Source organism: Streptomyces sp. NBC_00038 (assembly GCF_026343635.1).
In the GTDB taxonomy this organism is placed as follows: Bacteria; Actinomycetota; Actinomycetes; order Streptomycetales; family Streptomycetaceae; genus Streptomyces.
The window spans coordinates 2373286-2395819 of record NZ_JAPELQ010000001.1 but is presented as its reverse complement, the minus strand read 5'-3'; the positions used below and the strand labels follow the sequence as shown (position 1 = coordinate 2395819).

At 71.1% G+C, this 22534-nt stretch carries 19 protein-coding genes and 1 pseudogene; 11 read left to right on the top strand and 9 right to left on the bottom strand.

Features of this window, described 5'->3' with window-relative positions; translation table 11 throughout:
* Positions 1-40 precede the first annotated feature (40 nt).
* The 3 genes from cmk (at position 41) to der (ending at position 2962) form a co-directional block, all read left to right on the top strand.
* Positions 41-736 (top strand): (d)CMP kinase, encoded by a 696-nt coding sequence (gene cmk / locus OG219_RS11070; protein WP_266825387.1) that lies wholly within the window; start codon positions 41-43, stop codon positions 734-736.
* Positions 733-1410 (top strand): 1-acyl-sn-glycerol-3-phosphate acyltransferase, encoded by a 678-nt coding sequence (locus OG219_RS11065; RefSeq protein WP_266825385.1) that lies wholly within the window; start codon positions 733-735, stop codon positions 1408-1410. Before cmk ends, OG219_RS11065 begins: the two co-directional genes overlap by 4 nt.
* 76 nt (positions 1411-1486) lie before the next feature.
* Entirely contained in the window at positions 1487-2962 is a 1476-nt protein-coding gene (der, locus tag OG219_RS11060; protein ID WP_266825383.1) for a ribosome biogenesis GTPase Der, read from the top strand.
* A gap of 62 nt (positions 2963-3024) precedes the next feature.
* On the opposite strand, the gene OG219_RS11055 is transcribed toward der, so the two are convergent.
* Both OG219_RS11055 and OG219_RS11050 read right to left on the bottom strand, forming a co-directional pair.
* A complete protein-coding gene (locus OG219_RS11055) occupies positions 3025-3390 on the bottom strand; it encodes a hypothetical protein (protein WP_266825381.1) in 366 nt (121 codons plus the stop codon).
* Positions 3391-3464: 74 nt separating this feature from the next.
* Positions 3465-4238, bottom strand: coding sequence for a hypothetical protein (locus OG219_RS11050; protein ID WP_266825379.1), 774 nt, complete (start codon positions 4236-4238; stop codon positions 3465-3467).
* Positions 4239-4771: 533 nt separating this feature from the next.
* Between OG219_RS11050 and OG219_RS11045 the strand changes: the two genes are divergently transcribed.
* Complete coding sequence (locus OG219_RS11045; protein ID WP_266825377.1) at positions 4772-5434, top strand: transglycosylase family protein; 663 nt, start codon at positions 4772-4774, stop codon at positions 5432-5434.
* A gap of 121 nt (positions 5435-5555) precedes the next feature.
* Positions 5556-6218 carry a transglycosylase family protein gene (locus OG219_RS11040; protein WP_266825375.1) on the top strand — a complete coding sequence of 221 codons (663 nt, stop codon included), beginning with the start codon at positions 5556-5558 and terminating at the stop codon, positions 6216-6218.
* Here OG219_RS11040 and OG219_RS11035 read toward each other — a convergent pair.
* The 3 genes from OG219_RS11035 to OG219_RS11025 are packed head-to-tail and all read right to left on the bottom strand — an operon-like array spanning position 6115 to position 10717.
* Positions 6115-6840 carry an ABC transporter ATP-binding protein gene (locus OG219_RS11035; RefSeq protein ID WP_266825373.1) on the bottom strand — a complete coding sequence of 242 codons (726 nt, stop codon included), beginning with the start codon at positions 6838-6840 and terminating at the stop codon, positions 6115-6117. The genes OG219_RS11040 and OG219_RS11035 overlap by 104 nt on opposite strands.
* Positions 6837-10235 (bottom strand): ATP-binding cassette domain-containing protein, encoded by a 3399-nt coding sequence (locus OG219_RS11030; protein WP_266825371.1) that lies wholly within the window; start codon positions 10233-10235, stop codon positions 6837-6839. The genes OG219_RS11035 and OG219_RS11030 overlap by 4 nt, the downstream gene beginning before the upstream one ends.
* Positions 10235-10717: a hypothetical protein gene (locus tag OG219_RS11025; RefSeq protein ID WP_266466545.1), complete on the bottom strand. Its 483-nt coding sequence runs from the start codon at positions 10715-10717 to the stop codon at positions 10235-10237. The genes OG219_RS11030 and OG219_RS11025 overlap by 1 nt, the downstream gene beginning before the upstream one ends.
* A gap of 136 nt (positions 10718-10853) precedes the next feature.
* Between OG219_RS11025 and OG219_RS11020 the strand changes: the two genes are divergently transcribed.
* From OG219_RS11020 to OG219_RS11010, 3 genes are all read left to right on the top strand, one after another.
* Positions 10854-11390, top strand: coding sequence for a hypothetical protein (locus OG219_RS11020; RefSeq protein ID WP_266825369.1), 537 nt, complete (start codon positions 10854-10856; stop codon positions 11388-11390).
* Complete coding sequence (locus tag OG219_RS11015; RefSeq protein WP_266825367.1) at positions 11365-12651, top strand: ABC transporter substrate-binding protein; 1287 nt, start codon at positions 11365-11367, stop codon at positions 12649-12651. Before OG219_RS11020 ends, OG219_RS11015 begins: the two co-directional genes overlap by 26 nt.
* Positions 12652-12932: 281 nt before the next feature.
* A complete protein-coding gene (locus OG219_RS11010; protein WP_266825365.1) occupies positions 12933-13979 on the top strand; it encodes a YafY family protein in 1047 nt (348 codons plus the stop codon).
* Here OG219_RS11010 and ctaD read toward each other — a convergent pair.
* A pseudogene (gene ctaD, locus OG219_RS11005) lies at positions 13891-15549 on the bottom strand (cytochrome c oxidase subunit I); the annotation flags it as partial. The gene OG219_RS11010 and the pseudogene ctaD sit on opposite strands and share 89 nt — an antisense overlap.
* A 401-nt stretch (positions 15550-15950) precedes the next feature.
* On the opposite strand from ctaD, the gene OG219_RS11000 reads away from it, so the two are divergent.
* The gene (locus OG219_RS11000) at positions 15951-16166 is read left to right on the top strand and encodes an I78 family peptidase inhibitor (protein WP_266825363.1); all 216 of its coding nucleotides are present in this window, start codon (positions 15951-15953) and stop codon (positions 16164-16166) included.
* Positions 16167-16272: 106 nt separating this feature from the next.
* Here the strand turns inward: OG219_RS11000 and OG219_RS10995 are convergent, their stop codons facing one another.
* On the bottom strand, positions 16273-17301 hold the full coding sequence (locus OG219_RS10995; RefSeq protein ID WP_266825361.1) for a phosphatase PAP2 family protein: 1029 nt from the start codon (positions 17299-17301) through the stop codon (positions 16273-16275).
* 239 nt (positions 17302-17540) lie between these two features.
* Positions 17541-18746 (bottom strand): glycosyltransferase family 39 protein, encoded by a 1206-nt coding sequence (locus OG219_RS10990; RefSeq protein ID WP_266825359.1) that lies wholly within the window; start codon positions 18744-18746, stop codon positions 17541-17543.
* Between the two features lie 290 nt (positions 18747-19036).
* On the opposite strand from OG219_RS10990, the gene OG219_RS10985 reads away from it, so the two are divergent.
* Positions 19037-20644, top strand: a complete 1608-nt coding sequence (locus OG219_RS10985; RefSeq protein WP_266825357.1) for an MFS transporter — start codon at positions 19037-19039, stop codon at positions 20642-20644.
* A 179-nt stretch (positions 20645-20823) separates the two neighbouring features.
* Positions 20824-22014 carry an acyl-CoA dehydrogenase family protein gene (locus OG219_RS10980; RefSeq protein ID WP_266825355.1) on the top strand — a complete coding sequence of 397 codons (1191 nt, stop codon included), beginning with the start codon at positions 20824-20826 and terminating at the stop codon, positions 22012-22014.
* Between the two features lie 65 nt (positions 22015-22079).
* On the opposite strand, the gene OG219_RS10975 is transcribed toward OG219_RS10980, so the two are convergent.
* A complete protein-coding gene (locus tag OG219_RS10975) occupies positions 22080-22520 on the bottom strand; it encodes a cell division protein SepF (protein ID WP_266825353.1) in 441 nt (146 codons plus the stop codon).
* Positions 22521-22534: the final 14 nt, after the last annotated feature.

Genomic DNA, 22534 nt, shown 5'->3' with positions numbered 1-22534 from the left:
CGTACAAGCCTCCGCCCCGCACCAGGAAGGTGTTCCCACCGTGGAAAACGGCGCCGCCCGGACCGTACCGGCTGTGATTGTCGCGATTGACGGCCCCTCCGGCACGGGCAAGTCGAGCACCTCGAAGGCCGTGGCCTCACAGCTCGGGCTGAGCTACCTGGACACCGGCGCCCAGTACCGGGCGATCACCTGGTGGATGGTGAGCAACGGGATCGACGTCACGGACCCGAGCGCGATCGCCGCCGCGGCGGGCAAGCCGGAGATCGTCTCGGGCACCGACCCGGCCGCGCCGGCCATCACCGTCGACGGGACCGATGTCGCGGGCCCGATCCGCACGGACGAGGTCACCTCCAAGGTGAGCGCGGTCAGCGCGGTGCCCGACGTGCGCGCGCGGATCACCGAGCTGCAGCGTTCGATCGCCGCCGGCGCGGAGACCGGGATCGTCGTCGAGGGGCGTGACATCGGGACGACCGTGCTGCCCGACGCCGACCTGAAGATCTTCCTCACCGCGTCCCCCGAGGCGCGCGCCGCCCGGCGCAGCGGCGAGCTGAAGGGTGCCGACATCAACGCCACCCGCGAGGCCCTGGTCAAGCGGGACGCGGCCGACTCCAGCCGCAAGGCGTCCCCACTCGCCAAGGCGGACGACGCGGTCGAGGTGGACACCTCCGACCTCACACTCCAGCAGGTCATCGAGTGCGTCGTCACCCTCGTCGAGGAGAAGCGGGCCGCGAAGTGACCGAAGCACCATCGGTACGGGGTGCCGAGGTCGGGCGCCGTATCGGCGTCGGACTGATGTACGGGCTGTGGAAGCCGCGCGTTCTCGGCGCCTGGAAGGTTCCCGCGAGCGGCCCGGTGATCCTGGCCGTGAACCACGCGCACAACATCGACGGACCGATGGTCATGGGCGTGGCGCCCAGGCCCACGCACTTCCTGATCAAGAAGGAAGCGTTCATCGGCCCGCTCGACCCCTTCCTGCTCTCCATCGGTCAGCTGAAGGTGGACCGCTCGGTCGCCGACCGCACGGCGATCACCGGGGCGCTCGGCGTCCTGGACAACGGCGGCGTCCTCGGGATCTTCCCGGAGGGCAGCCGGGGCGAAGGGGACTTCGCCTCGCTGCGGGCCGGGCTCGCGTACTTCGCCGTACGCAGCGGGGCGCCGATCGTCCCGGTGGCGGTACTGGGAAGTTCCGAGAAGAGCAGCCGGTTGATAAAGGGGCTGCCCCCGCTGCGCAGCCGGGTCGACGTCGTCTTCGGCGACCCCTTCGAGGCGGGCGACGGCAGCGGACGGCGTACGCGCAAGGCGCTCGACGAGGCGACCGTACGCATCCAGAAGCAGCTGACCGCGCACCTGGAGGACGCCAGGCGTCTCACCGGACGCCGGGAAAACGCCGGGCGCCCCACCGGGCACTAGGCGACACTTGAGTAGTGGATCTCCCGATGTGCGGGCGGTCCACCGATCACCACGAAAACGACGAGGTACGGACTTCATGAGCGACCACATCCAGCCCGACGGCTCGGCAGAGCACGAGCACGGGGCGCTTGGCGATGCCGAGTACGCGGAGTTCATGGAGCTCGCCGCGGAAGAGGGCTTCGACGTCGAGGACGTCGAGGGCGCGATCGGGGAGGCGGGCCACGGTCCGCTGCCCGTGCTCGCCGTCGTCGGCCGTCCCAATGTCGGCAAGTCGACCCTGGTGAACCGGATCATCGGCCGCCGCGAGGCCGTCGTCGAGGACAAGCCCGGCGTCACCCGCGACCGCGTCACCTACGAAGCCGAGTGGGCGGGCCGCCGCTTCAAGCTGGTCGACACCGGCGGCTGGGAGCAGGACGTCCTCGGCATCGACGCGTCCGTGGCCGCGCAGGCCGAGTACGCGATCGACGCGGCCGACGCGGTCGTCTTCGTCGTCGACGCCAAGGTCGGCGCCACGGACACCGACGAGGCGGTCGTACGACTGCTGCGCAAGGCCGGCAAGCCCGTGGTCCTGTGCGCCAACAAGGTCGACGGCCTGAGCGGCGAGGCCGACGCCTCGTACCTCTGGGCCCTGGGCCTCGGCGAGCCGCACCCCGTCTCCGCGCTGCACGGCCGCGGCACCGGCGACATGCTGGACGCCGTCCTGGAGGCCCTGCCCGAGGCGCCGGCGCAGACCTTCGGCACCGCGGTCGGCGGACCCCGCCGTATCGCCCTCATCGGCCGCCCGAACGTCGGCAAGTCCTCGCTGCTGAACAAGGTGGCCAACGAGGACCGCGTGGTCGTCAACGAGGTCGCGGGCACCACCCGTGACCCGGTCGACGAGCTCATCGAACTCGGCGGTATCACCTGGAAGTTCGTCGACACGGCGGGCATCCGCAAGCGCGTCCACCTCCAGCAGGGCGCGGACTACTACGCCTCGCTGCGTACGGCCGCCGCGGTGGAGAAGGCCGAAGTCGCCGTCATTCTCATCGACGCGTCCGAGACCATCTCGGTCCAGGACCAGCGCATCGTGACGATGGCCGTCGAGGCCGGGCGTGCGATCGTCCTCGCCTTCAACAAGTGGGACACCCTCGACGAGGAGCGCCGCTACTACCTGGAGCGCGAGATCGAGACGGAGCTCCTCCAGGTCGCCTGGGCGCCGCGAGTGAACGTCTCGGCGCGCACCGGGCGGCACATGGAGAAGCTCGTCCCGGCGATCGAGACGGCCCTGGACGGCTGGGAGACGCGCGTCCCGACCGGCCGTCTGAACGCCTTCCTCGGCGAGCTGGTCGCCGGCCACCCGCACCCGGTCCGCGGCGGCAAGCAGCCCCGCATCCTCTTCGGTACGCAGGCGGGCACCAGGCCTCCGCGGTTCGTGCTCTTCGCCTCCGGCTTCATCGAGCACGGCTACCGGCGCTTCATCGAGCGTCGCCTGCGCGAGGAGTTCGGCTTCGCGGGGACGCCGATCCACATCTCGGTGCGGGTGCGCGAGAAGCGCGGCGCCAAGAGGAAGTAGCCACAAACGGCGATGGGGGCGGCTCCTCAAGGAGCCGCCCCCATCGCCCTTTGTTCTGGCCCTCAGAGACCCCTGCGCGGCGCGGGCGGCAGCGCGGCCGGGACGTGGTGCATTCCGGTGCTGTGCTGCTGCCGCCCGCTCGTGTGCTGCCGCGCGGAGTACGCACCCGCGCTGTACGAGCTGTAGGAGTTGTGCGGGCTGTACGAGCTGAACGAGTTCGTGCCCTGCGGGAGGCTCCCGAAGGCCGCGAAGCCCAACTCCTCCTCGCCGTGCCGGTCGCCGGGCAGGGCCCTGAAGGACTTGACCCACTCGGCGTACAGCGCGTCGTAGATCGGCGTGGCCGATGGGCCGCCCGGAGGATCCTGGGCCGGTCGCACGGACTGGACCGGCTGGAAGGGCTGGCGGCGGGGGACGTCGTAGGTGTGCACGTACGTGCCAACGACCCCGCCGCCGGACGGATACTGCCCTGTGCGCCCGAACTGGCGCAGGCAGGGCGGAACGCTCAGGTTCCGGCGAGCGGCAGTGCGCTCCCTACGAGCTTGCCGTTGGCGGCGGCCTTGTCCAGGGCGTCGCGCAGCAGGTCCTCGCGGGGCTGGCGGCCGATCGAGCCGACCGGGGCCGCGAACAGGAGCACCTGCTGGTGCTTGTTGGCGGCCGCGCGCCAGCTGTCGGCGACCTGGAGCGCCTGGTGCGCCTGCCACCAGGCGACGGGCGAGCCGCCGCCGGTGCCCGGCTGGAGCACGGCGTGCAACTGACCGGCGGCGAGCAGCACGGACCAGCCGTGCAGCACGGGCGGTACCGAGTTGAGCTGGGTCACCGGCATGAAGCCCTGCTCGATGAGGAGGGGCAGGAAGTCGTCGCCGATGTCGGTCGAGCCGGGGCGCACGATGGGCCCGGTCGGTTCGACGACGAGCGCCGGGTGCAACTCGCCGTTGATCAGGACGAGTCCGCTGGTGACCCCGAGCACGGCCTGCTCGGACCCGGCGCCGGCCGGCCCGCCCTCGGCGGTGATCGAGCGGACGGCGCCCTGGAGTTGCTCCTCGGTGACCTGGACGACCTGCGAGGGCAGGCAGGACGCGTGGGCGAAGGCTAGGACTGCGGTCTCGTCGCCGATGAACAGGACGGTGCTGGTGCGCTCCTGTTCCGAGTCGCCCTGGGTGCGGCAGGACGTGCAGTCGTAACTGCCCGGGGCGTTCTCTCCGGCGAGCAGCCGGTCGGCTTCTTCGTCGCCGATCTCGGCGCGTACGTCGTCGCTGACGTCGAGCATGCGCGGCACGGTGGCTCCTCGGGATGCGGTGCGTGGCGTCGCCGGGTGGCTCCCGGCTCATGAGCCGGGGGGTCCCCGGCTCATGAAGATGACAACGGGCGATCTGTGGCGGGAGTCACGCCCGGGAGCGAACGGAATCGAACCATCCGGCGCGCAGGGTGAGGTCACCTGCGGAATTCGTCACTCCGAGCCAACTTCTAGGTGTACCAGGGAAGTTGGTTCGGTGAGGTGGGTCACAGATCGTCAGGGTGACGGGTCGACAAATCATGAAATCACCCAATGAAGTGGGTGGCTGAAAATCGACGATACCCTCGGTAACGGCTAACTGGCCTCGAATGACAAGGAGTTGGTTGATATCGGGCGACGGGCTCCATAGATTCCTCGACCGTGTGCAACGAGCACCGCTCGGGTACGTCCGCCGGCCGAACCAGCCAGCTCGCAGCACAGCCTCCGGCGGACGGGGCGGAGCGCGACAACCGTGTCATACGCGCAGGGAGTCGCGCCCCGTCCTGGGGGACCCCGGGTCCGTGGAGAGGAATTACATGTCCGCGTGTGCCGAGAACAACACTCATAAAGGTCGTACGACGCGTACGACCGCTGTCCTCGCCGGGGCGGCCCTGCTCGCCCCGCTCGGACTGCTCGCCGCGACCGGCAACGCCGCCGCGGCCGACAGCGGAGTGTGGGACCGCATCGCCCAGTGCGAGAGCGGCGGAAACTGGCACATCAACACCGGCAACGGCTACTACGGAGGGCTCCAGTTCTCCGCAAGCACCTGGCGCGCGTACGGCGGTGCCGCCTACGCGGCGACCGCCGACAACGCCTCCAGGGAAGCCCAGATAGCCGTCGCCACCAAGGTCCAGCGCGCACAGGGATGGGGCGCGTGGCCCACCTGTTCGGCGCGGGCCGGAGCGTACGGAAGCGCGCCCGCGTCCTCGGGCGCCGGGTCGGCCGGAGGCTCGGCCACCAAGAAGTCGACACCGAAGTCGGCGCCCGAGTCGGCCCCGTCGAAGGCGCCTGCGCGCCCGGCAGACGACCACACGAACCGGAGTTCGTCCCGTGGCGACTACACCGTCCGCAGCGGCGACACGCTGAGCACGATCGCAGCGTCGCACGGGACCACCTGGCGGAAGATCTACGCCGCCAACAAGGCAGTCATCGGCGGTGATCCCGACCTGATCCTGCCCGGGCAGCGGCTCGACCTCTGAGCCCCTCCCGTCGCCCTTGAGAGCGGGGGTCCTGTCCGGTCGGTCCGCCGACCGGGTGGGGCCCCGGCCGGGCCTGGCGCGGCTGGCCGGGCGCGCGTGGCGGGCTGCCTAGCGTGGGCCGATGCATCCCACGCGGTTCCCATCGACCATGCCGGGCAAGTGCGTTCGGTACGCGGCTGTGATCGCCGCCGCGCTGGCCGTACTCGCCCCTTCCCGAGCGACGGCCGCGCCACCGCCACCGCTTCCCGGCCCTCAGGCGGCCCGGGTGTCCTACGACTGCGTCAAGGACCAGTGGCCCTGGGGCTGCCTCGCCGACTGCGAGAGCAGCGGCCGCTGGGACGCGAACACCGGGAACGGCTTCTACGGCGGACTGCAGTTCTGGCAGCCGACCTGGAAGGAGTTCGGTGGCCTGAAGTACGCCGCGCGTGCCGATCTGGCCACGCGCGCGGAGCAGATCACCGTCGCCGAGGGGGTGTTGGCGGCCCAGGGATGGGAGGCCTGGCCCGTCTGTGCCAAGAGGTACGGACTCCAGGGCCGTACGCATGTGGTGAAGCGCGGCGACACGCTCTCGTCGATCGCCCGCAAGTACCAGGTCAAGGGCGGCTGGCAGGCGCTCTACAAGGCCAACAAGCAGATGATCGGGGCCTATCCGGACCGGCTGAACGTGGGCACACTGCTCGTCATCCCGAAGGGTTCGGGCGGCGCCCGGATCTCGGTCCGTGCCCTGTTCGGCCCGCCCCTGTCACCCCTGGCCCCCGTGTCGCTTCGGCCGCCTCTCCGCTGAACACGACCGCGCCGCGGCGCAGTTCGTGGACGTACACCGTCCGGCCGGCCCTCTCGAGCAGGCCGGGCGGCACCCGCTGTTCCGCGACCACCACGCACGCGTCGAGGCCGCCGAGCAGCTCGTACGTCCGTGCCGCGACCGTCGGTGACATGCCCTGCGCGGGCTCGTCGACGAGCACCACGCGCGCGCGTGCCAGCAGGGCGCGGGAGAGGGCGAGCATGCGCTGCTCCCCGCCGGAGAGGGTGCCCGCACGGCGGGGGAGGAGGGGGAGGAGCTCGGGGTAGGCGTCGAGGGCGGCGGTGAAGTCGTGCTCGGGGGCGGCCAGTTCGAGGTTCTCGCGGACCGTGAGCGAGCCGAAGACGGCCCGGCGCTCCGGGACGAGGCACAGTCCGCGCCGGGCGCGTTCGTAGGCGGGCAGCCGGGTGACGTCCACGCCGTCCCAGACGACGGCGCCGCCGGACAGGGGTACGGCCCCCGCGAGGGCGCGCAGCGCGGTCGTACGGCCGGAGCCGTTGCGGCCGAGCAGCACGGTGACGCCGGGGCCGGGGGCTACGAGGGTCACGCCGTGCAGGGCCTCCAAGGGGCCGTAGCGCACGCGCGCGTGGCGCAGGGCGATGCTCATCCGCCGGTCCCCGTCTCGAGTACGCGGTCGGCGGGCCCGGAGGTGACGATCCGTCCCGCGGCCATGACATGGACGGTATGGGCCAGGTCGGCGACCAGATCGAGATCGTGCTCCACGACCAGCAGGGCCATGCCGTCCGCGGCGAGGGCCCGCAACACGCGGGCGAGGGCGGCCACTTCACCGCTGTCGAGCCCCGCGGCGGGCTCGTCGAGCAGCAGCACCCGCGGATTCCCGGCGAGCGCCCGCGCCAGCTCGACACGCCTGAGCGTCCCGGTCGGCAGCCCCGCCGCGGGCAGCGCCCGCACCGGCCCGTCGAGCCCGAACAGGCGCAACGCCCGCTCCACGGCCCCCGGATCGGGGATCCGCCCCTGCTCGGCACCCACCCGAACATTCTCGGCCACGGTCAACGAGGGGAAAACCGCCAGCTGTTGAAAGGTCCGCGCGATCCCGAGCCGAGTCCGGGCGTGCGCGGCCCGCCGGGTGATGTCACGCTCCCCGAGCAGCACCTGCCCGCGCGCCGGGCGCAGCGTCCCGGCGAGACAGTGGAAGAGGGTGCTCTTCCCCGCGCCGTTGGGACCCACTACGGCGGTGACCCGCCCGGGCCGGACATCGAGGTCGACACCGTCGAGAGCGGTGAAACCCCCGTACGTGACGTGGAGCCCGCGGGCGCGGAGGCTGGTGGGCTCCAGAGGGGGGTGCGAGCGGCGGGGTGCGGCCCGCGAGGCCGAGACGCCACCCGCCGGGCCGGGCGGTGCTGTGGCGTCCCCGCGCGCTTGCGCGGCGCCACCCGCCCGCACGGCACCGTCCGGTCGGCCAGGGGGCCGACCCGGATCCTGGGCGGACGCACGGCTGGGCCGTGGTCCGGAGTCGTCCCGTCGACTCCGGGGCTCGCCGGGTTCCGAGTCGGGAGCATCACCGCGCGGCTGTGCCGTGCTTCCCGGTTGCTCGGTGTCTGACGCTTTTCCGTCGGTTCCAAGGGTGTTGGGCGGTGTGGCGACATGGCGGGGTGTTTCGGCGCTGGTGTGGTCGGGCGGGAGTTCACCAGGACCGTCGGCAGGGGCATTGCCCTGTGGTTGCCCGGTGTCTGGCGTCTTCCCGTGGGTTCCGGGCTGTCCGGGGGTGTTGGGTGGCGTGGCGGCATGGAGGGGTGTTTCGGCGCTGGTGTGGTCGGGCCGGGGTCCGCCCGGACCGTCGGTCGAGGTGTTGCCCTGTGGTTGCTCGGCGCCTGGTGCCTGACTGTCGATGCCTGGCCGCTCGGTACTGGTGAGCGGCGCAGTGTCGGGGGGCGGCTCGGCGCCGGGCCCCGGGGGTGTTTGGACCGGCTCGGAGAGGCCGCGTTGTCCGGGTGGTTCCGGGTGCCGCTGCCCGGAGGGTGCCGGCCTCGGGGCGAGGGGGCGGTGGGAGCCGGCCGGACCGTGTCCGCGCTCGGGTACCCCTGGTACGCCCAGGAGCCGTCGGCCCGGCTCGCCCGGTGCGTGCCGCCTCGCGGATGTCATCGCGGTGGCACCCGCCGGTACCAGTTCCCCGGCCATCCTCGGTCGCACCGGCCGCAGTTGCCGTCGTACGCGGGCCCCCAAGGGCGTGAGTGTCGCCCGGCGGCGCAGGCGCAGCCGGGAAGCCGCGGTGCGCAGGGCCTCGTACGGGCCTCCGGGGAAGCGGCCGACGAGGACGGCCAGTACGCCGATGAGGGCCGCCGCCACTCCGCCGCGCGCCCCCGCGTCGAGCCCCACGAGCAGGGCCGCGGCGGCGAGGGCGCCGAGCACGCTGTCGGCGCCGAGGACGACGACCGCGGCGAACCAGAGGAGGCCGCGGACGGGGTCGTACGCCGTCGCGTCGAAAGCGCGCAGGCCCATGCCGAGCATGCCGCCGCCCAGCGCGGCCAGGGCGGCGCCGGCCACGAAGGCGGTCAGTTTCAGGGCAGGAACGCGGACTCCCGCCGCCGACGCGCCCGACTCGTGGTCGCGCATCGCGGCCAGGGCCCGGCCCGTACGGCCGCGGCGCAGTATGCCTGCGGCCAGCAACGCGCAGGCCAGTAGGGCCAGTTCGAGCAGGTAGTACGCGCGGTCGCCGTCGAAGCCCGCCGGGCGGTCGAGGGACAGGCCGGAGACGGCGTACGGCTGGGCGAAGACGAAGCGGCTGACGCCGACGCCCACCGCGAAGGTGGCGAGGGCGAGGGCCAGACCGTGGCGGCTGATGGCGGGCCAGCCGGTCAGGAGACCGAGCGGGGCGACCAGGATCACCGCCACCGCGAGCGCGGCCAGTTCCGGGAGCCGCGGCAGGCCCGGGAAGCGGCCCGCCGCCAGCAGGGCCGTGAAGAGGGCGCCCAGACCCGCGTACGCCGCCTGCCCGAGCGAGATCTGGCCGCCGCGACCGGTGACCACGACCAACGACAGCAGCACCACGCCCAGCGCCGGCACCTGAACCGACGTATGCAGGTCCGAGCCCGCGAAGCCCAGGGGCAGCAGGAAGAGGACGACCGCCACGATCCATGCACCCGGCGGCGTCGCCACGCGGGCCGTCGCCGTGCGCGGGAGCGCGTCGCGGGTGCCGATGCCGGGAAGGACGAGGGCCGCGATCAGGAGCGCGACGACGAACAGGTTCGCGCCGACCGCCTGGAGCAGCGGCTCACCCCAGCCGGACGGGTGCAGGCGGGTCAGCTGGCTCTGGGCGACCCCGATGCCCAGCGCCACCACGACGGCCACCGGGAGGCTGCGCATCCGGGCGACCACGGCGACCGCGAGCACCTCCATGACGAGCAGGGGCATGCCGTACGGGTCGAGGCGTACGTAGGGGGCGAGGAGCACGCCCGTCAGACCGGCTGTGAACGAGCCGAACGCCCAGCCCGCCGCGGCGACCCGGTCCGCGTCGATGCCGCCGAGTACGGCGAGCGAGCGGTCGTCGACAACGGCGCGCAGCTCCGTGCCGATGCGGGTCCAGCGAGTGACGGCACCGACTCCCACGGCCAGCGCGACGGCCACCGCCAACTGCCCCCACGGGTCCGCCGACACCAGCGTCGGCGCGTCCGCCCGCGCCCCGGTGCCCCACACCAGGGCGGCTCCGCCGACCAGCAGGACGAAGACGCCGATGGACGCGACGAGCGTCTGCGCGGGGTCACTGCCGAGGACGGACAGCGGTCGGAACACGAAACGCTCCAGGATCACGCCGATCGCCGGGGCCACAAGGAGCAGCGTCACCGCGGCGCCCAGCCACAGCGGCCAGCCCCACTCGACCGTGAACTGGCGCAGCAGATACGCGCACACCATCGCGATCGCGCCGTGCGCGAAGTTGAGCACGCCGGTCGCCCGATGGGTGACGATCAGCCCGATCCCGGTCAGGGCGGCGGCGCTGCCGACCGAGAGACCGGCGAGGGTGAGGTCGTACGTCAGTGACGCCATCAGTCGTCCGGATCGGCGGCGGACGGTTCGCAGATCGGGCAGGGCCCCAGTTCCCCGCTCGCCAGCAGCAGCGAGTCCACCGGCACGGCCTCCGCCTTCCCGGCGACCAGCGGGCAGTCCGCGCGATGCCACAGCGTGCCGCCCGGCACCGTCAGCAGCTCGCCGCTGACGGCGACGGGCACGGCCGCGGCCTGCCCGGACTCGTCCACGTCGGCGGGCTCCGCCGCGACGAGGAGCCCGTACAGCTCCTCCACGCGTGCCGCCGCGAGCGCGTTCCTGCCGTGGGTGAGCAGTACCGCGCCCGCGATGATCAGGGCGGCGCCGGGCACCGTGCACGAGGCGAGAAACGGCAGCTGCCGCTCCGCGTACCGCTCGCCCGAGATGCCGTACCAGCCGATCACGCACAACACCGCTCCCGCGGCGAGCGCGGCCCACCCCGCCCACAGGACGGGGTGCACAGTCCGCAGTCGAGCTGTCCGCATCCGGGGCTCCAGCACGTCGTGTGTTTGGTCCGTTGACTGTCCATGTCAGCCAATGGCTTGCACTATGCCTTCTGCAAGCTGACCCTGAAAGCACCGGGCGCACCTGGGCCCGGTCCGACACCCGGTGGTGAGCCAGATGGTTCTCGGGACAGACCTCAGGCGGGGGAACGGCCGGGGGGTGGCGGCAGCGGTGGTCCTGTTCCTGGCCGCGGCCCTCACGGCGTGCAGCGACGAGAGCGGCGGCGGTGACACGAACCCGCCCACCCCCTCCGTGGAGCAGTCCACCAGTGCGGAGCCCAGCCCCACGGCTCCGGCCGATCCCGCGGCGGCCGAGCAGGAGATCAAGGAGAACTGGGAGAAGTTCTTCGACCCGGCCGTCGCACAGAAGGACAAGACGGCCGTCCTGGAGAACGGCGACCAGATGACCCAGGTCCTGGAGGGCTTCAGCGGCGATCAGCGCGGCCAGCAGGTGAAAGCCGAGGTCGAGAAGGTCGAGTTCACCTCGCCGACCGCTGCGAACGTGACGTACTCGCTGCTCCTGGAGGGCGCGACCGCGCTGCCGGGCGCCTCCGGAACGGCGGTCGAGCAGGACGGCACCTGGAAGGTGTCGGTGAACACGCTCTGCGCGCTGGTGCAACTGAGCGGTAATGCGTCGCCGGGCCCGGGCTGCTGAGGCCCTCGCCGCGGGCCTGCTGCTCCTGCTGAGCGCGGCCTGCGGCAGCCGCCTCCCGGAGAGCGACTTCGAGAACCGGTCCACGCCCACCCGGCAGGGCGACACCGCCCCGATCCGCGTCGGGATCATCACCAGCGCCACCAGCCCCGTCGGCGGCTCCGCCTTCACCGGGCCGCGCGATGGGGCGAAGGCCTACTTCGACCGGCTCAACGCGCGCGGCGGCATCGGCGGGCGCCCCGTCGAGGTGCGGCTGTGCGACGACGGCGGCAGCGGGGTCGGCAACAACGAGTGCGTGCACCGGCTCGTCGACGAGGACAAGGTCGTCGCTCTCGTCGCCACCACCGCCCTCGACTACGCGGGCGCCCCTCGCGTGTCCCACGCGCGCGTGCCCGACATCGGGGGTCAGCCCATCGGGCCGGCCTACGACACCTATCCGTACCTCTACGGGATCTACGGCAGCCTCGCCCCTCGCGCGGGCACGCCCGGCTGGGACGGTGAGCTGTACGGGGGCACCGAGGTCTACCGCTACTTCAAGCGCGAACAGGGTGCCCGCACCGCCGCCGTCGTCTCCTACAACCAGTCCGCCTCGGCCGCCTACGCCCGGCTCGTCGCCCAGGGCCTCAAGGCCGAGGGCTACAAGGTCGTCACCGAACAGGTCGACTTCGCGCTCCCCAACTTCCGTGCCGCCGCGGCCGACCTCAAGGAACAGGGCGCCGACCTCGTCTTCGACGCCCTCGACACGCATGGCAACGCCCAGCTCTGCGAGGCCATGGACGCGGTCGGGGCCTCGGTCATCGCCAAGGTCACCAACGTGCAGAACTGGACGTCCGCCGTTGCCTCCGACTACAAGGATTCGCCGCGGTGCCGCAACGCGCTGTGGGCGACGGGGGCCAGTCGCAACTACTCGGACACCGGGGATGCGGCCGTACGGGAGTTCCGGGACGCGACGGAGGGGCTGAAGACCCACTCCCAGTGGCAGTTGGAGGGGTGGGCTGCCGCCATGTGGTTCTCGGACGCGGCCGAGTCTTGTGCGTCGACGGGGGTCACGCGCGCGTGTGTAGACCGGTTCATGAACCGGGGGGAGCCGTACAGCGCCGACGGGCTGCTGGTTCCTGTCGTCTACGACCGGCTGTCCGAGCCGCCTGCGACGCGCCGTACGTGTGTCTCGGTGGCCCGATGGGAGGACGACCGGGGCTGGGTCTCCCAAGGGGACATGAACAGCAACTGCTTCGAGGTGCCGCAGCTGGGTTATCGGCCTTGAGGGGGTGAGCTGGGGGTGGGGTGGTTTTTTCGCCCCCTCCGCCCCTTCCCGTCCCGTTCCTGGGGGCTGCGCCCCCAGACCCCCGCTGTCGCGCTGACGCGCTCGTCCTCAAACGCCGGACGGGCTAGAAATAGCCCCTCCGGCGTTTGAGGAGCGGGGTCTGGGGCGGAGCCCCAGGAGCAAGGGACGGGGTAGGGGCGGAGGGGGCGAAAAAACCACCCCACCCCCAGCCCCGCCCTTGCGGACAGCCGCTGTCCGCAAGGGCTGCCAGACTCACACCCATGTTGGAGACATCGGCACGACTGCTGCGCCTGCTCTCGCTGCTGCAGGCCCACCGCGAATGGTCCGGGGCAGACCTGGCGGACAGACTCGGGGTCACGCCCCGGACCGTGCGCCGTGACGTGGACCGGCTGCGCGAGCTGGGCTACCCCGTCAACGCCAGCCCCGGCACGGGCGGCGGCTACCAGCTGGGCGCGGGCGCCGAGCTCCCACCGCTGCTGCTCGACGACGACGAGGCGGTGGCCGTGGCGGTCGGCCTGCGGACGGCCGCTGGGCAGGGCATCGAGGGCATCGGCGAGACCTCCGTACGCGCGCTCGCCAAACTGGAGCAGGTGCTGCCGCACAGGCTGCGCCGCCGCGTGGGCGCCCTGAACGCGTTCACCGTGCCGATGCTGCGCGGCCCACAGCCGTCAGCCATCGACCCGGCCGTGCTCACCGAGCTGGCCCACCTCTGCCGGGACGCCGAGCGGCTCCGCTTCGACTACCGCAGCCATGACGGCGCGCCCACCCGCCGTACCGTCGAACCGCACCGCCTGGTGTGCACCGAGCACCGCTGGTACCTGGTCGCCTGGGACGTCGACCGCGGGGACTGGCGTACGTTCCGGGTGGACCGCATCACGCCCACGCCGCCGCACGGACCGCGCTTCACGCCCCGTACGCCACCGGCCGAGGACCTGGCGGCGTACGTCTCCAAAGGAGTCTCCACGCGCGTGTACGCCTCGCATGCCGTCATCAGGCTGCTGGTGTCCATGGAGGAGGCCGCCGAGCGGATCTCGCCCTCCGCCGGGACGCTGGAGGCGGAGGGGAAGGACAGCTGCATCCTGCGTGCCGGGGCAGCGAGCCTCGATGTGATGGTGCTTCACGTGATGATGACCGGCTTCGAGTTCGAGGTGGTCGAGCCCGCGGAACTCACCGGGGCGATCAGGACGACGCGGGACCGGCTGTCCCGGGCCCTGGAGCGGGCTCAGGAGCCGGGGACACCGCCGCGTACTGGGGATGGTGCAGGTCGAACGCCGGGGACTCGGAGCGGATCCGGGGCAGCGTGTTGAAGTTGTGCCTCGGTGGCGGACACGAGGTCGCCCACTCCAGGGAGCGGCCGAAGCCCCAGGGGTCGTCGACGTCGACCTTGGTGCCGTACTTGGCGGTCTTCCAGACGTTGTAGAGGAACGGCAGCGTCGACATGCCCAGCAGGAACGCGCCGATCGTCGAGAGGGTGTTGAGTGCCGTGAAGCCGTCGGCGGCCAGGTAGTCGGCGTACCGGCGCGGCATGCCCTCGGCGCCCAGCCAGTGCTGCACCAGGAACGTCGTGTGGAAGCCGACGAAGAGCGTCCAGAACTGGATCTTGCCGAGCCGTTCGTCGAGCATCTTGCCGGTGAACTTGGGCCACCAGAAGTAGAAGCCGCCGAAAGTCGCGAAGACGACGGTGCCGAAGACGACGTAGTGGAAATGGGCGACCACGAAGTACGAGTCGGTCACATGGAAGTCGAGGGGCGGCGAGGCCAGGATCACCCCGGTCAGGCCGCCGAACAGGAACGACACCAGGAAGCCGACGGCCCACAGCATGGGGGTCTCGAAGGACAGGGACCCCTTGAGCATCGTGCCGGTCCAGTTGAAGAACTTCACACCCGTGGGCACCGCGATCAGGAACGACATGAACGAGAAGTACGGCAGGAGCACGGCGCCGGTCGCGAACATGTGGTGCGCCCACACGACCACCGACAGACCGGTGATGGCCATCGTCGCGGCGACCAGCGTCAGGTAGCCGAAGATCGGCTTCCGGCTGAAGACGGGCAGGATCTCCGTGATGATCCCGAAGAACGGCAGCGCGATGATGTAGACCTCGGGATGCCCGAAGAACCAGAACAGGTGCTGCCACAGCAGCGCCCCGCCGTTCGCCGCGTCGAACACCTGCGAACCGAACCGCCTGTCCGCCTCGAGCACCAGCAGCGCCGCCGCCAGCACCGGGAAGGCGAAGAGGATGAGGATCGAGGTGAAGAGGGTGTTCCAGGTGAAGATCGGCAGCCGGAACATCGTCATGCCGGGCGCGCGCATCCCGATGATCGTCGTGATGAAGTTGACCGCGCCGAGGATCGTGCCGAAGCCGGCCAGCGCGAGCCCCATGATCCACATGTCGGCGCCGATGCCCGGCGAGCGCTCCAGGCTGTTGAGCGGCGCGTAGGCGAACCAGCCGAAGGCGGCGGGACCGCTGGGTACCAGGAGCGAGCCGAGGACGATCAGGCCGCCGAAGAGGAACAGCCAGTACGACAGCATGTTCAGCCGCGGGAAGGCGACGTCCGGGGAGCCGATCTGCAGCGGCATGATCTCGTTGGCGAACCCGGCGAAGGTCGGGGTCGCGAACAGCAGCAGCATGATCGTGCCGTGCATGGTGAACATCTGGTTGAACTGGTTGTTGTCGATGAGCTGCAGACCGGGCCGGGCGAGTTCGGCGCGCATCAGCAGCGCCATCAGGCCACCGATCAGGAAGAACGCGAACGACGTGATCAAGTAGAGGTGCCCGATCTTCTTGTGATCGGTGGTGGTCAGCCAGTCGATGATCACGCGCCCCGGCTGCTTGATCCGTACGGGTCGCGCTGCCGCCTGCGCGGTGTCCGTCCCCATCGCTCGCCCCTTCGTGATCGCCTTCCGGGCCTGCTGAGCTCACGCCATGATGCTCGCGTCGCCCCGTGCTCCGACAGAGGGCGTGCGGGGGTTGTGTGCTGGAACCGTGTATTTCCTATGCGGCGTCAGCTTCCGGGACACGCCCCGGAATCGGAATGGAAAGGCCGCGCAGCACGACCGGCTCCGCACATTCCAATGGGCTATTCGGGACGGCGTCACCGTAGTCCCGAATTACGTTCGAAGGCGTGCGAAACACCTACCGAACCCCCCGTACGTGTGACGGAGTTCGGCTGAAACGCGTGTCGTGGTCCTGTGACAGAAATGTGACCGGTGAGGGATAAGCGGCGCATGGTGCGGGGTTGGGCTTCCCCAGTGGCGAAGGGCCGCCTAACGTGGCGTTCATGGCACCCATTCCCACTCCTCCCGCAGAGCCCCAGGACAGTACGGAGACCTATGTCGGGCTGGAGGCGAGAAGCGCCGAGCGCCGTGCCCGTGAGCGCGGCTGGTCCACGGTGCGCTCGCTGCCGCCCGGCACGATCATCACCATGGAGTACCGCGCGGGGCGGCTGAACTTCGAGGTCAGTGACGGCAGGGTGACCCGCTGCTGGAAGGGCTGACGGCGCCGCCGACGGAGATGTGCGAAGGCCCCCGGCTCGTCAGGAGCCGGGGGCCTTCGCGGTGCGGGGACAGGCTGTGCGTACCGGCCCCGCGGGTTCTGTGTGCTCAGCCGCCTGTCGCGGGGCGGACCGGGGTGCTGCTGGTCGTGCGCGGCACGCGGTCCGAGTGCGGCGGACGGCGGCTGCCGATCGGTGTGACCGGGGTGCGCTCGGAGCGGGCCGTGTGCGGGCCCGGAGCCAGGTAGACGGGCGCCCGGGGCGGGAGGGAACCGCTGACCGTCTCGCGCGCCGGAGCCTCCCCGTCCACGTTGGTGGGCTGCGTGACCATGACGGGCACGCCGACCGGAGCGGGCGCCTGAGCAGGCGCGGGACGGGCACGGCGGGCGCGCCAGGAGTCGCGCAGGGCGAAGATCCAGACCTCGGCGCGGGCGATCATCGGCTCGACCCAGGGCAGCGCAAGCAGGATCAGCAGCCCCGCCGCCCAGCCCAGGACCACGTCGCTCAGCCAGTGCGTGCCGAGGTAGACGGTGGTCAGACCGACACCCAGGGAGACCACGGCGGAGACCGCGGACAGCCAGCGCCTGGCCCGCGGGGTCGAGGCCAGATAGGCCAGGATTCCCCAGGTCACGACGGCGTTCGCGGTGTGACCCGAAGGAAATATATCGCCGCCGAGACCCATCTCGCTCGAGCCGATCGTGGTCGCGTAGTGCGGGCCGAGGCGGCCCATGCCGATCTTGGCGGCGCCGACCGTGATGTTCAGCAGCAGCAGCGAGGCGCCCAGCGTGAGCAGCGGGCGCAGGGTGTGCTGCCGCCAGGAACGCCAGCCCAGCCAGGCGCAGACCATCACCGCGGTGGGGCCGCGCTGGCCGAGCACCACGTAGTAGTCGAGGAACGCGTGGATCTCCGGCCACTGCTGATAGGGCCGGAAGAACATGACCTGCCAGTCGAACCGGACCAGCCACGACGTGATCGCCACGGCCCACACAATGGCCAAGTAGAAGGCCAGGGTTGCCGCGAAGAGCACAACCCTGTGCCGACTCATCTTCGGCACATCGATGTGGGCCGGTCGTTCCGGCTCACGGTCCAGCCGGGCGAAGACCCGGTCCAGACGGTTGAGGGTTCGTTCGGTACGCACTCAATCGACGTTACAGCGAGTGAGCTCCGTTCAAGGTCGAATCACTCGCTTTGTGATGACGATGTGATGTGGGATTCCTCTCAGGATGATGTCAATTTCCAATGAATCGCTAATCCTCCCTGGCCGGATCCTTCAATTCCATCGATCAAGTGTGAGTTCGGTTTTATGTCTCTTATATTTCCGTTCACCTGGAACTGGTGTGGAATTCTCTGGCCGCTCACCGGTCGTCATGGAGTCGATCATGGCGGCCCGGTGCCGTTCAGCCAGAAGGCCCCGTAGACCGCCGAGGCCACCGCCACGCCGCCGAGCACCAGCGCTGACCTGGACGTTCGCAGCCGGGACAGGGCCACCGCGAGGGGCAGCAGCAGGGGGAACGCGGGGAGCAGAAGGCGCGGTTTCGAGCCGAAGTAGCCCGACGCGCACAGGGCGAGCGCGGTGACGATCCCCGCGTACACCAGGAGCGGCAGCGGCTGGCCCTGCCGTACGCACGTCACGTACAGCCACACCACCAGCGCGACCCCGACGATCAGCCCCACGCCGGCCAGGGCGGAGGGGAAGGACGTGAACTTGTCGCCGACGAAGCGGGCGAAAGCGTACCCGCCGTCGAAGCCGTTGCCCCACCCCGCCTGGACGTCGAGGTAGCCCAGCGGCCCCCCGCCCGTGCGGTGGCCGACCCACAGGACGTACCCGGCGGCGCCGAGGGGCGCGATGAGCATGCCGAGGGCGCGCCGCCACGCGGGGGCGCCGTCCGGATGCGGCGCACTTCGATTCCGTCCGTACGAGGTGTCCGGAGCGGTCGGCGTGTCCCGTACGAACGAGGTGATCGCCGCCACCCACAGGGCCGCGACGACCGCGGCGCCCACCGGGCGCGTCAGGCCCGCGAGCGCGGCGAGCGTGCCCGCGGTCAGCCAGCGGCCGGTCAGTACCGCGTAGAGCGACCAGGCGGCGAGCGCCGTGAACAGGGATTCGCTGTACGCCATCGACTGCACGACGCCGATGGGCAGCACCGCCCACACGAGCACGGCGCAGACACCTGCCCGGCGCCCGTACACATGGTCCGCGACCGCGAAGATCCCCCAGGCCGCGGCGAGCGAGGCCAGTGTGCCGACGAGCAGGCCCGCGTCCGCGTACGACAGCGGGGTGAGCGCCGAGACGAGCCGTTCCAGCCAGGGCAGCAGCGGGAAGAACGCGAGATTCGAGTGCACGTCGCCGTTCGGGAGGCGGACCTCGTAGCCGTAGCCGAGGCCGGCGACCCGGGTGTACCAGAGCGAGTCCCAGCGGGCGGTCAGCAGCGTGTGGGCGCTCTTGCCGTTCGCCGCGCTCCAGACGGCCAGGGTGATGAGGCCCAGGGCGCGCACGGCCGCGTAACCCAGGAGGGCGGGCGCGGCCCGGCGCAGGGCGCCCGTGCGGGGCGGCGTCACTACGGGCGTCTCAAGATCGGTCACGGGCTCGATTATCGGCGGCCCGCGGAACCGGGGGACCCGCCGGGGCGTGCTGCCCCAAGGGGAGCCCGGCCCTTCAAGGCCCCGCGTGCCAGGTGGAGCGTGGCGTACGCCACACCCCCTTGAGAGGAACGTGAGAGGTCCGCCACGCGTCATTGGCGGGAACTCGCGTACGCTGACGGCTCACTCGCCTTTGTTGCGTGGGCCGGGATTCCGCTCTCCCAGGCCGCAACCGCAGGGAGTCCCCACCCCGCGGTCCCGCCGAACGCGAGGGAACATCTGGGAGGTAGTGCATGTCCGGGACGACTACGGCCGCTGCGCGATGCCGTCGGGAGACCGGGGTCGGTGCCAACCGCTGGGTCGTCCTTGTCGTCCTCTGCGTCAGCCTGCTCCTTGTCGCCCTCGACGCCACCGTGCTGCACGTCGCGGTGCCCGCGGTCACCGAGGACCTCAAGCCCGGCGGGATAGAGCTGCTCTGGATCGTCGACGTCTACCCGCTCGTCTGCGCCTCGCTCCTCATCCTCTTCGGCACGCTGGGTGACCGCGTCGGCCGCCGGCGGATCCTTCTCCTCGGGTACGCGCTCTTCGGCGTCGCCTCCGGACTCGCGGCCCTCGCCGACAGCGCGCAGGTCCTCATCGGCGCGCGCGCCCTGCTCGGCGTCGGCGGCGCGATGATCATGCCCGCGACGCTCTCCATCCTGCGCCAGGTCTTTCCCGACCGGCGGGAGCGGGCGCTCGCGATCGGGATCTGGAGTGCCGTGGCCGCCGTGGGCGCCGCGGTCGGACCGCTCCTCGGCGGTTTTCTGCTGGAGCACTTCTGGTGGGGGTCCGTCTTCCTCATCAACATCCCGCTGATGCTGGTCAGCCTGCCCATCGGGCGACTGCTGCTGCCCGAGTCGAAGGGCGACGGGAAAGGGCCCTGGGACGTCGTCGGCGCGCTCATGGGCGCGGCCGCACTCTTCGGGATCGTCCTCGGTGTGAAGCGGCTCGGCGGGGGCGAGGCGCCGTTCAGCCCGTTCACGCTGGTGCCACTGCTGGCGGGTGCGGCGCTGATGGTGGCCTTCGTACGGCGGCAGCGGCGGCGCGAGCATCCGCTGGTCGATCTGCGGATGTTCTCGCGGCCCGCGTTCAGCACGTCCGTCTGCTGCATCGTGCTCGCCATGCTCGCCCTGGTCGGTCTTGAGCTGATCGCCGCCCAGTACCTGCAGCTCGTGCTCGGCCTTTCGCCGCTGGAGACCGGGCTGCGACTGCTGCCGCTCACCGTCGCGGCGATGGCGTCGGGGCTCGCCGGGGCGAAGATGCTGCGGCGGTTCGGGCCGCGCGCGATGGTCTGCTCCGGGTTCTGCATCACCGCGGCCGCGGTCGTCATGCTCACGCCGATGGGCGGGCGTGACAACACGGGGCTGCTGCTCTTCGGGTTCATGCTTCTCGGGTTCGGGCTGGAGATGACGCTCTTCGGCGCGTACGAGTCGATGCTCAGCGAGGCTCCTCCGGCGCAGGCCGGCGGGGCCGCGGCGATCGGGGAGACCTCGTACCAGCTGGGTGCCGGGATCGGGATCGCGCTCCTGGGGAGTGTGATGAACGCGGCGTACACGCCACGGCTGTCGTCGGTGCCGGGGGTTCCGGCTTCCGATTCCAAGGCGGCGGGGCACTCCCTGGGAGAGGCGTACGAGGTTGCTGCGCGGCTTGGCGGGCATCCTGGTGCTGCCCTGCGGCATGCCGCTCGGGACTCCTTTGTGCATGGGCTGCATGTGACCCTGCTGGTCAGCGCGGGGCTGTTGCTGCTCGGGGCCGCCATGGCGTTGAGGCTGCCGCGGGTCATGGAGTGCGGGGCGCCTGCGGCGGGCTCGGCGGAGATTCCGGCGCCCCGGGAAGTCGCGGCATCCCGCGTGCCCGTGTAGTTCTCCCGCCCGCGCACCGCCCGTTCAGCCTCGTTGCGAAGTGCTGGTCTCCCGTGGGGGTGATCCGCCGTCGGCGGCTGTCCGTCCGTGGGTCACTGGACGTACGGGACACTGCGTCGTAACGTCGGCGCCGTATTCGTAACTAGCGGCGCTAGTTTTAGAGTTCCGGAGGCTGTGCCATGTCCGCGTCCTCGAAGTTGCCACCCTTCGACCCCGCCGACCCCCTCGGTATCGACGACCTTCTGGACTCGGAGGACCTGGCGATCCGCGACACCGTGCGGGCGTGGGCCGCGGACCGGGTGCTGCCTTACGTCGCCGAGTGGTACGAGAAGGGGGAGCTGCCCGGGATCCGGGAGCTGGCGCGGGAGTTGGGCGGGATCGGGGCGCTCGGGATGTCGCTCCAGGGGTACGGGTGCGCGGGGGCGTCCGCCGTGCAGTACGGGCTCGCCTGCCTGGAGCTCGAGGCGGCCGATTCCGGGATCAGGTCGCTGGTGTCCGTGCAGGGGTCACTCGCGATGTACGCCGTCCACCGGTTCGGCTCGGAGGAGCAGAAGCAGCGGTGGCTGCCCTCCATGGCCTCCGGCGACGTCATCGGGTGCTTCGGACTCACCGAACCCGACCACGGGTCCGACCCGGGCTCCATGCGGACGTACGCCAAGCGCGACGGCGGGGACTGGGTCCTCAACGGGCGGAAGATGTGGATCACCAACGGGTCCGTCGCCGGGGTCGCCGTGGTGTGGGCGCAGACCGACGACGGGATCCGCGGGTTCGTCGTGCCCACCGACGCGGCCGGGTTCTCCGCTCCGGAGATCAAGCACAAGTGGTCGTTGCGGGCCTCCGTCACCAGTGAGCTGATCCTGGACGACGTACGGCTGCCCGCCGATGCCGTGCTGCCGGAGGTCACCGGGCTGAAGGGGCCGCTGGCGTGTCTGTCGCACGCGCGGTACGGGATCGTGTGGGGCGCGATGGGCGCCGCGCGGGCCAGTTTCGAGGCCGCCGTCGAGTACTCCAAGACGCGCGAGCAGTTCGGGCGGCCCATCGGCGGCTTCCAGCTCACCCAGGCCAAGCTCGCCGACATGGCGGTCGAACTGCACAAGGGGATCCTGCTCGCCCATCATCTGGGGCGGCGCATGGACGCGGGGCGGCTGCGTCCGGAGCAGGTCAGCTTCGGGAAGCTCAACAACGTGCGGGAGGCGATCGAGATCTGCCGGACCGCCCGCACCATTCTCGGCGCCAACGGCATCTCGCTCGAATACCCCGTGATGCGGCACGCCACGAACCTGGAGTCGGTGCTCACCTATGAGGGCACCGTCGAAATGCATCAACTCGTGCTGGGCAAGGCGCTCACCGGACTCGATGCCTTCCGGTAAGAACTCGCAACCCCGGAAGAACCCGCAAGGACCCCGGCAAGGCAGGGCCGGTGAGCGGCCCTGCCTCAGCTCTGGTTGAAGAAACCGTCCTGCTGACGGCTCGCGGCCTCGCCGCTGACGATCTCCGTGTTGGCAGGGGTCAGCAGGAAGACGCGGGTGGCGACCCGTTCGATCGTGCCGCGCAGGCCGAAGGTCAGGCCGGCCGCGAAGTCCACCACGCGCTTGGCGTCGGCGGGCTCCATGGCCGTGAGGTTGATGATGACCGGGACGCCGTCCCGGAAGAGTTCGCCGATTCCACGTGCGTCCCGGAAGCTGTCCGGGGTGACCGTGCCGATCCGGCGGCCCTTTTCCTCCGCCGTCTCGGACGCGACCTTCACACGAGGGTCGGTGACCCAGGCATCGCCGGTCGCCTGGCCCTCGGCGTAGTTGTCGTCGTCGTAGTAACGCTCGTCATCGTTGTCGTCGACGAGGCCAAGCCAGGCACTCGCCTTGCGCACCGATCCCATGGACGCCTCCTCTC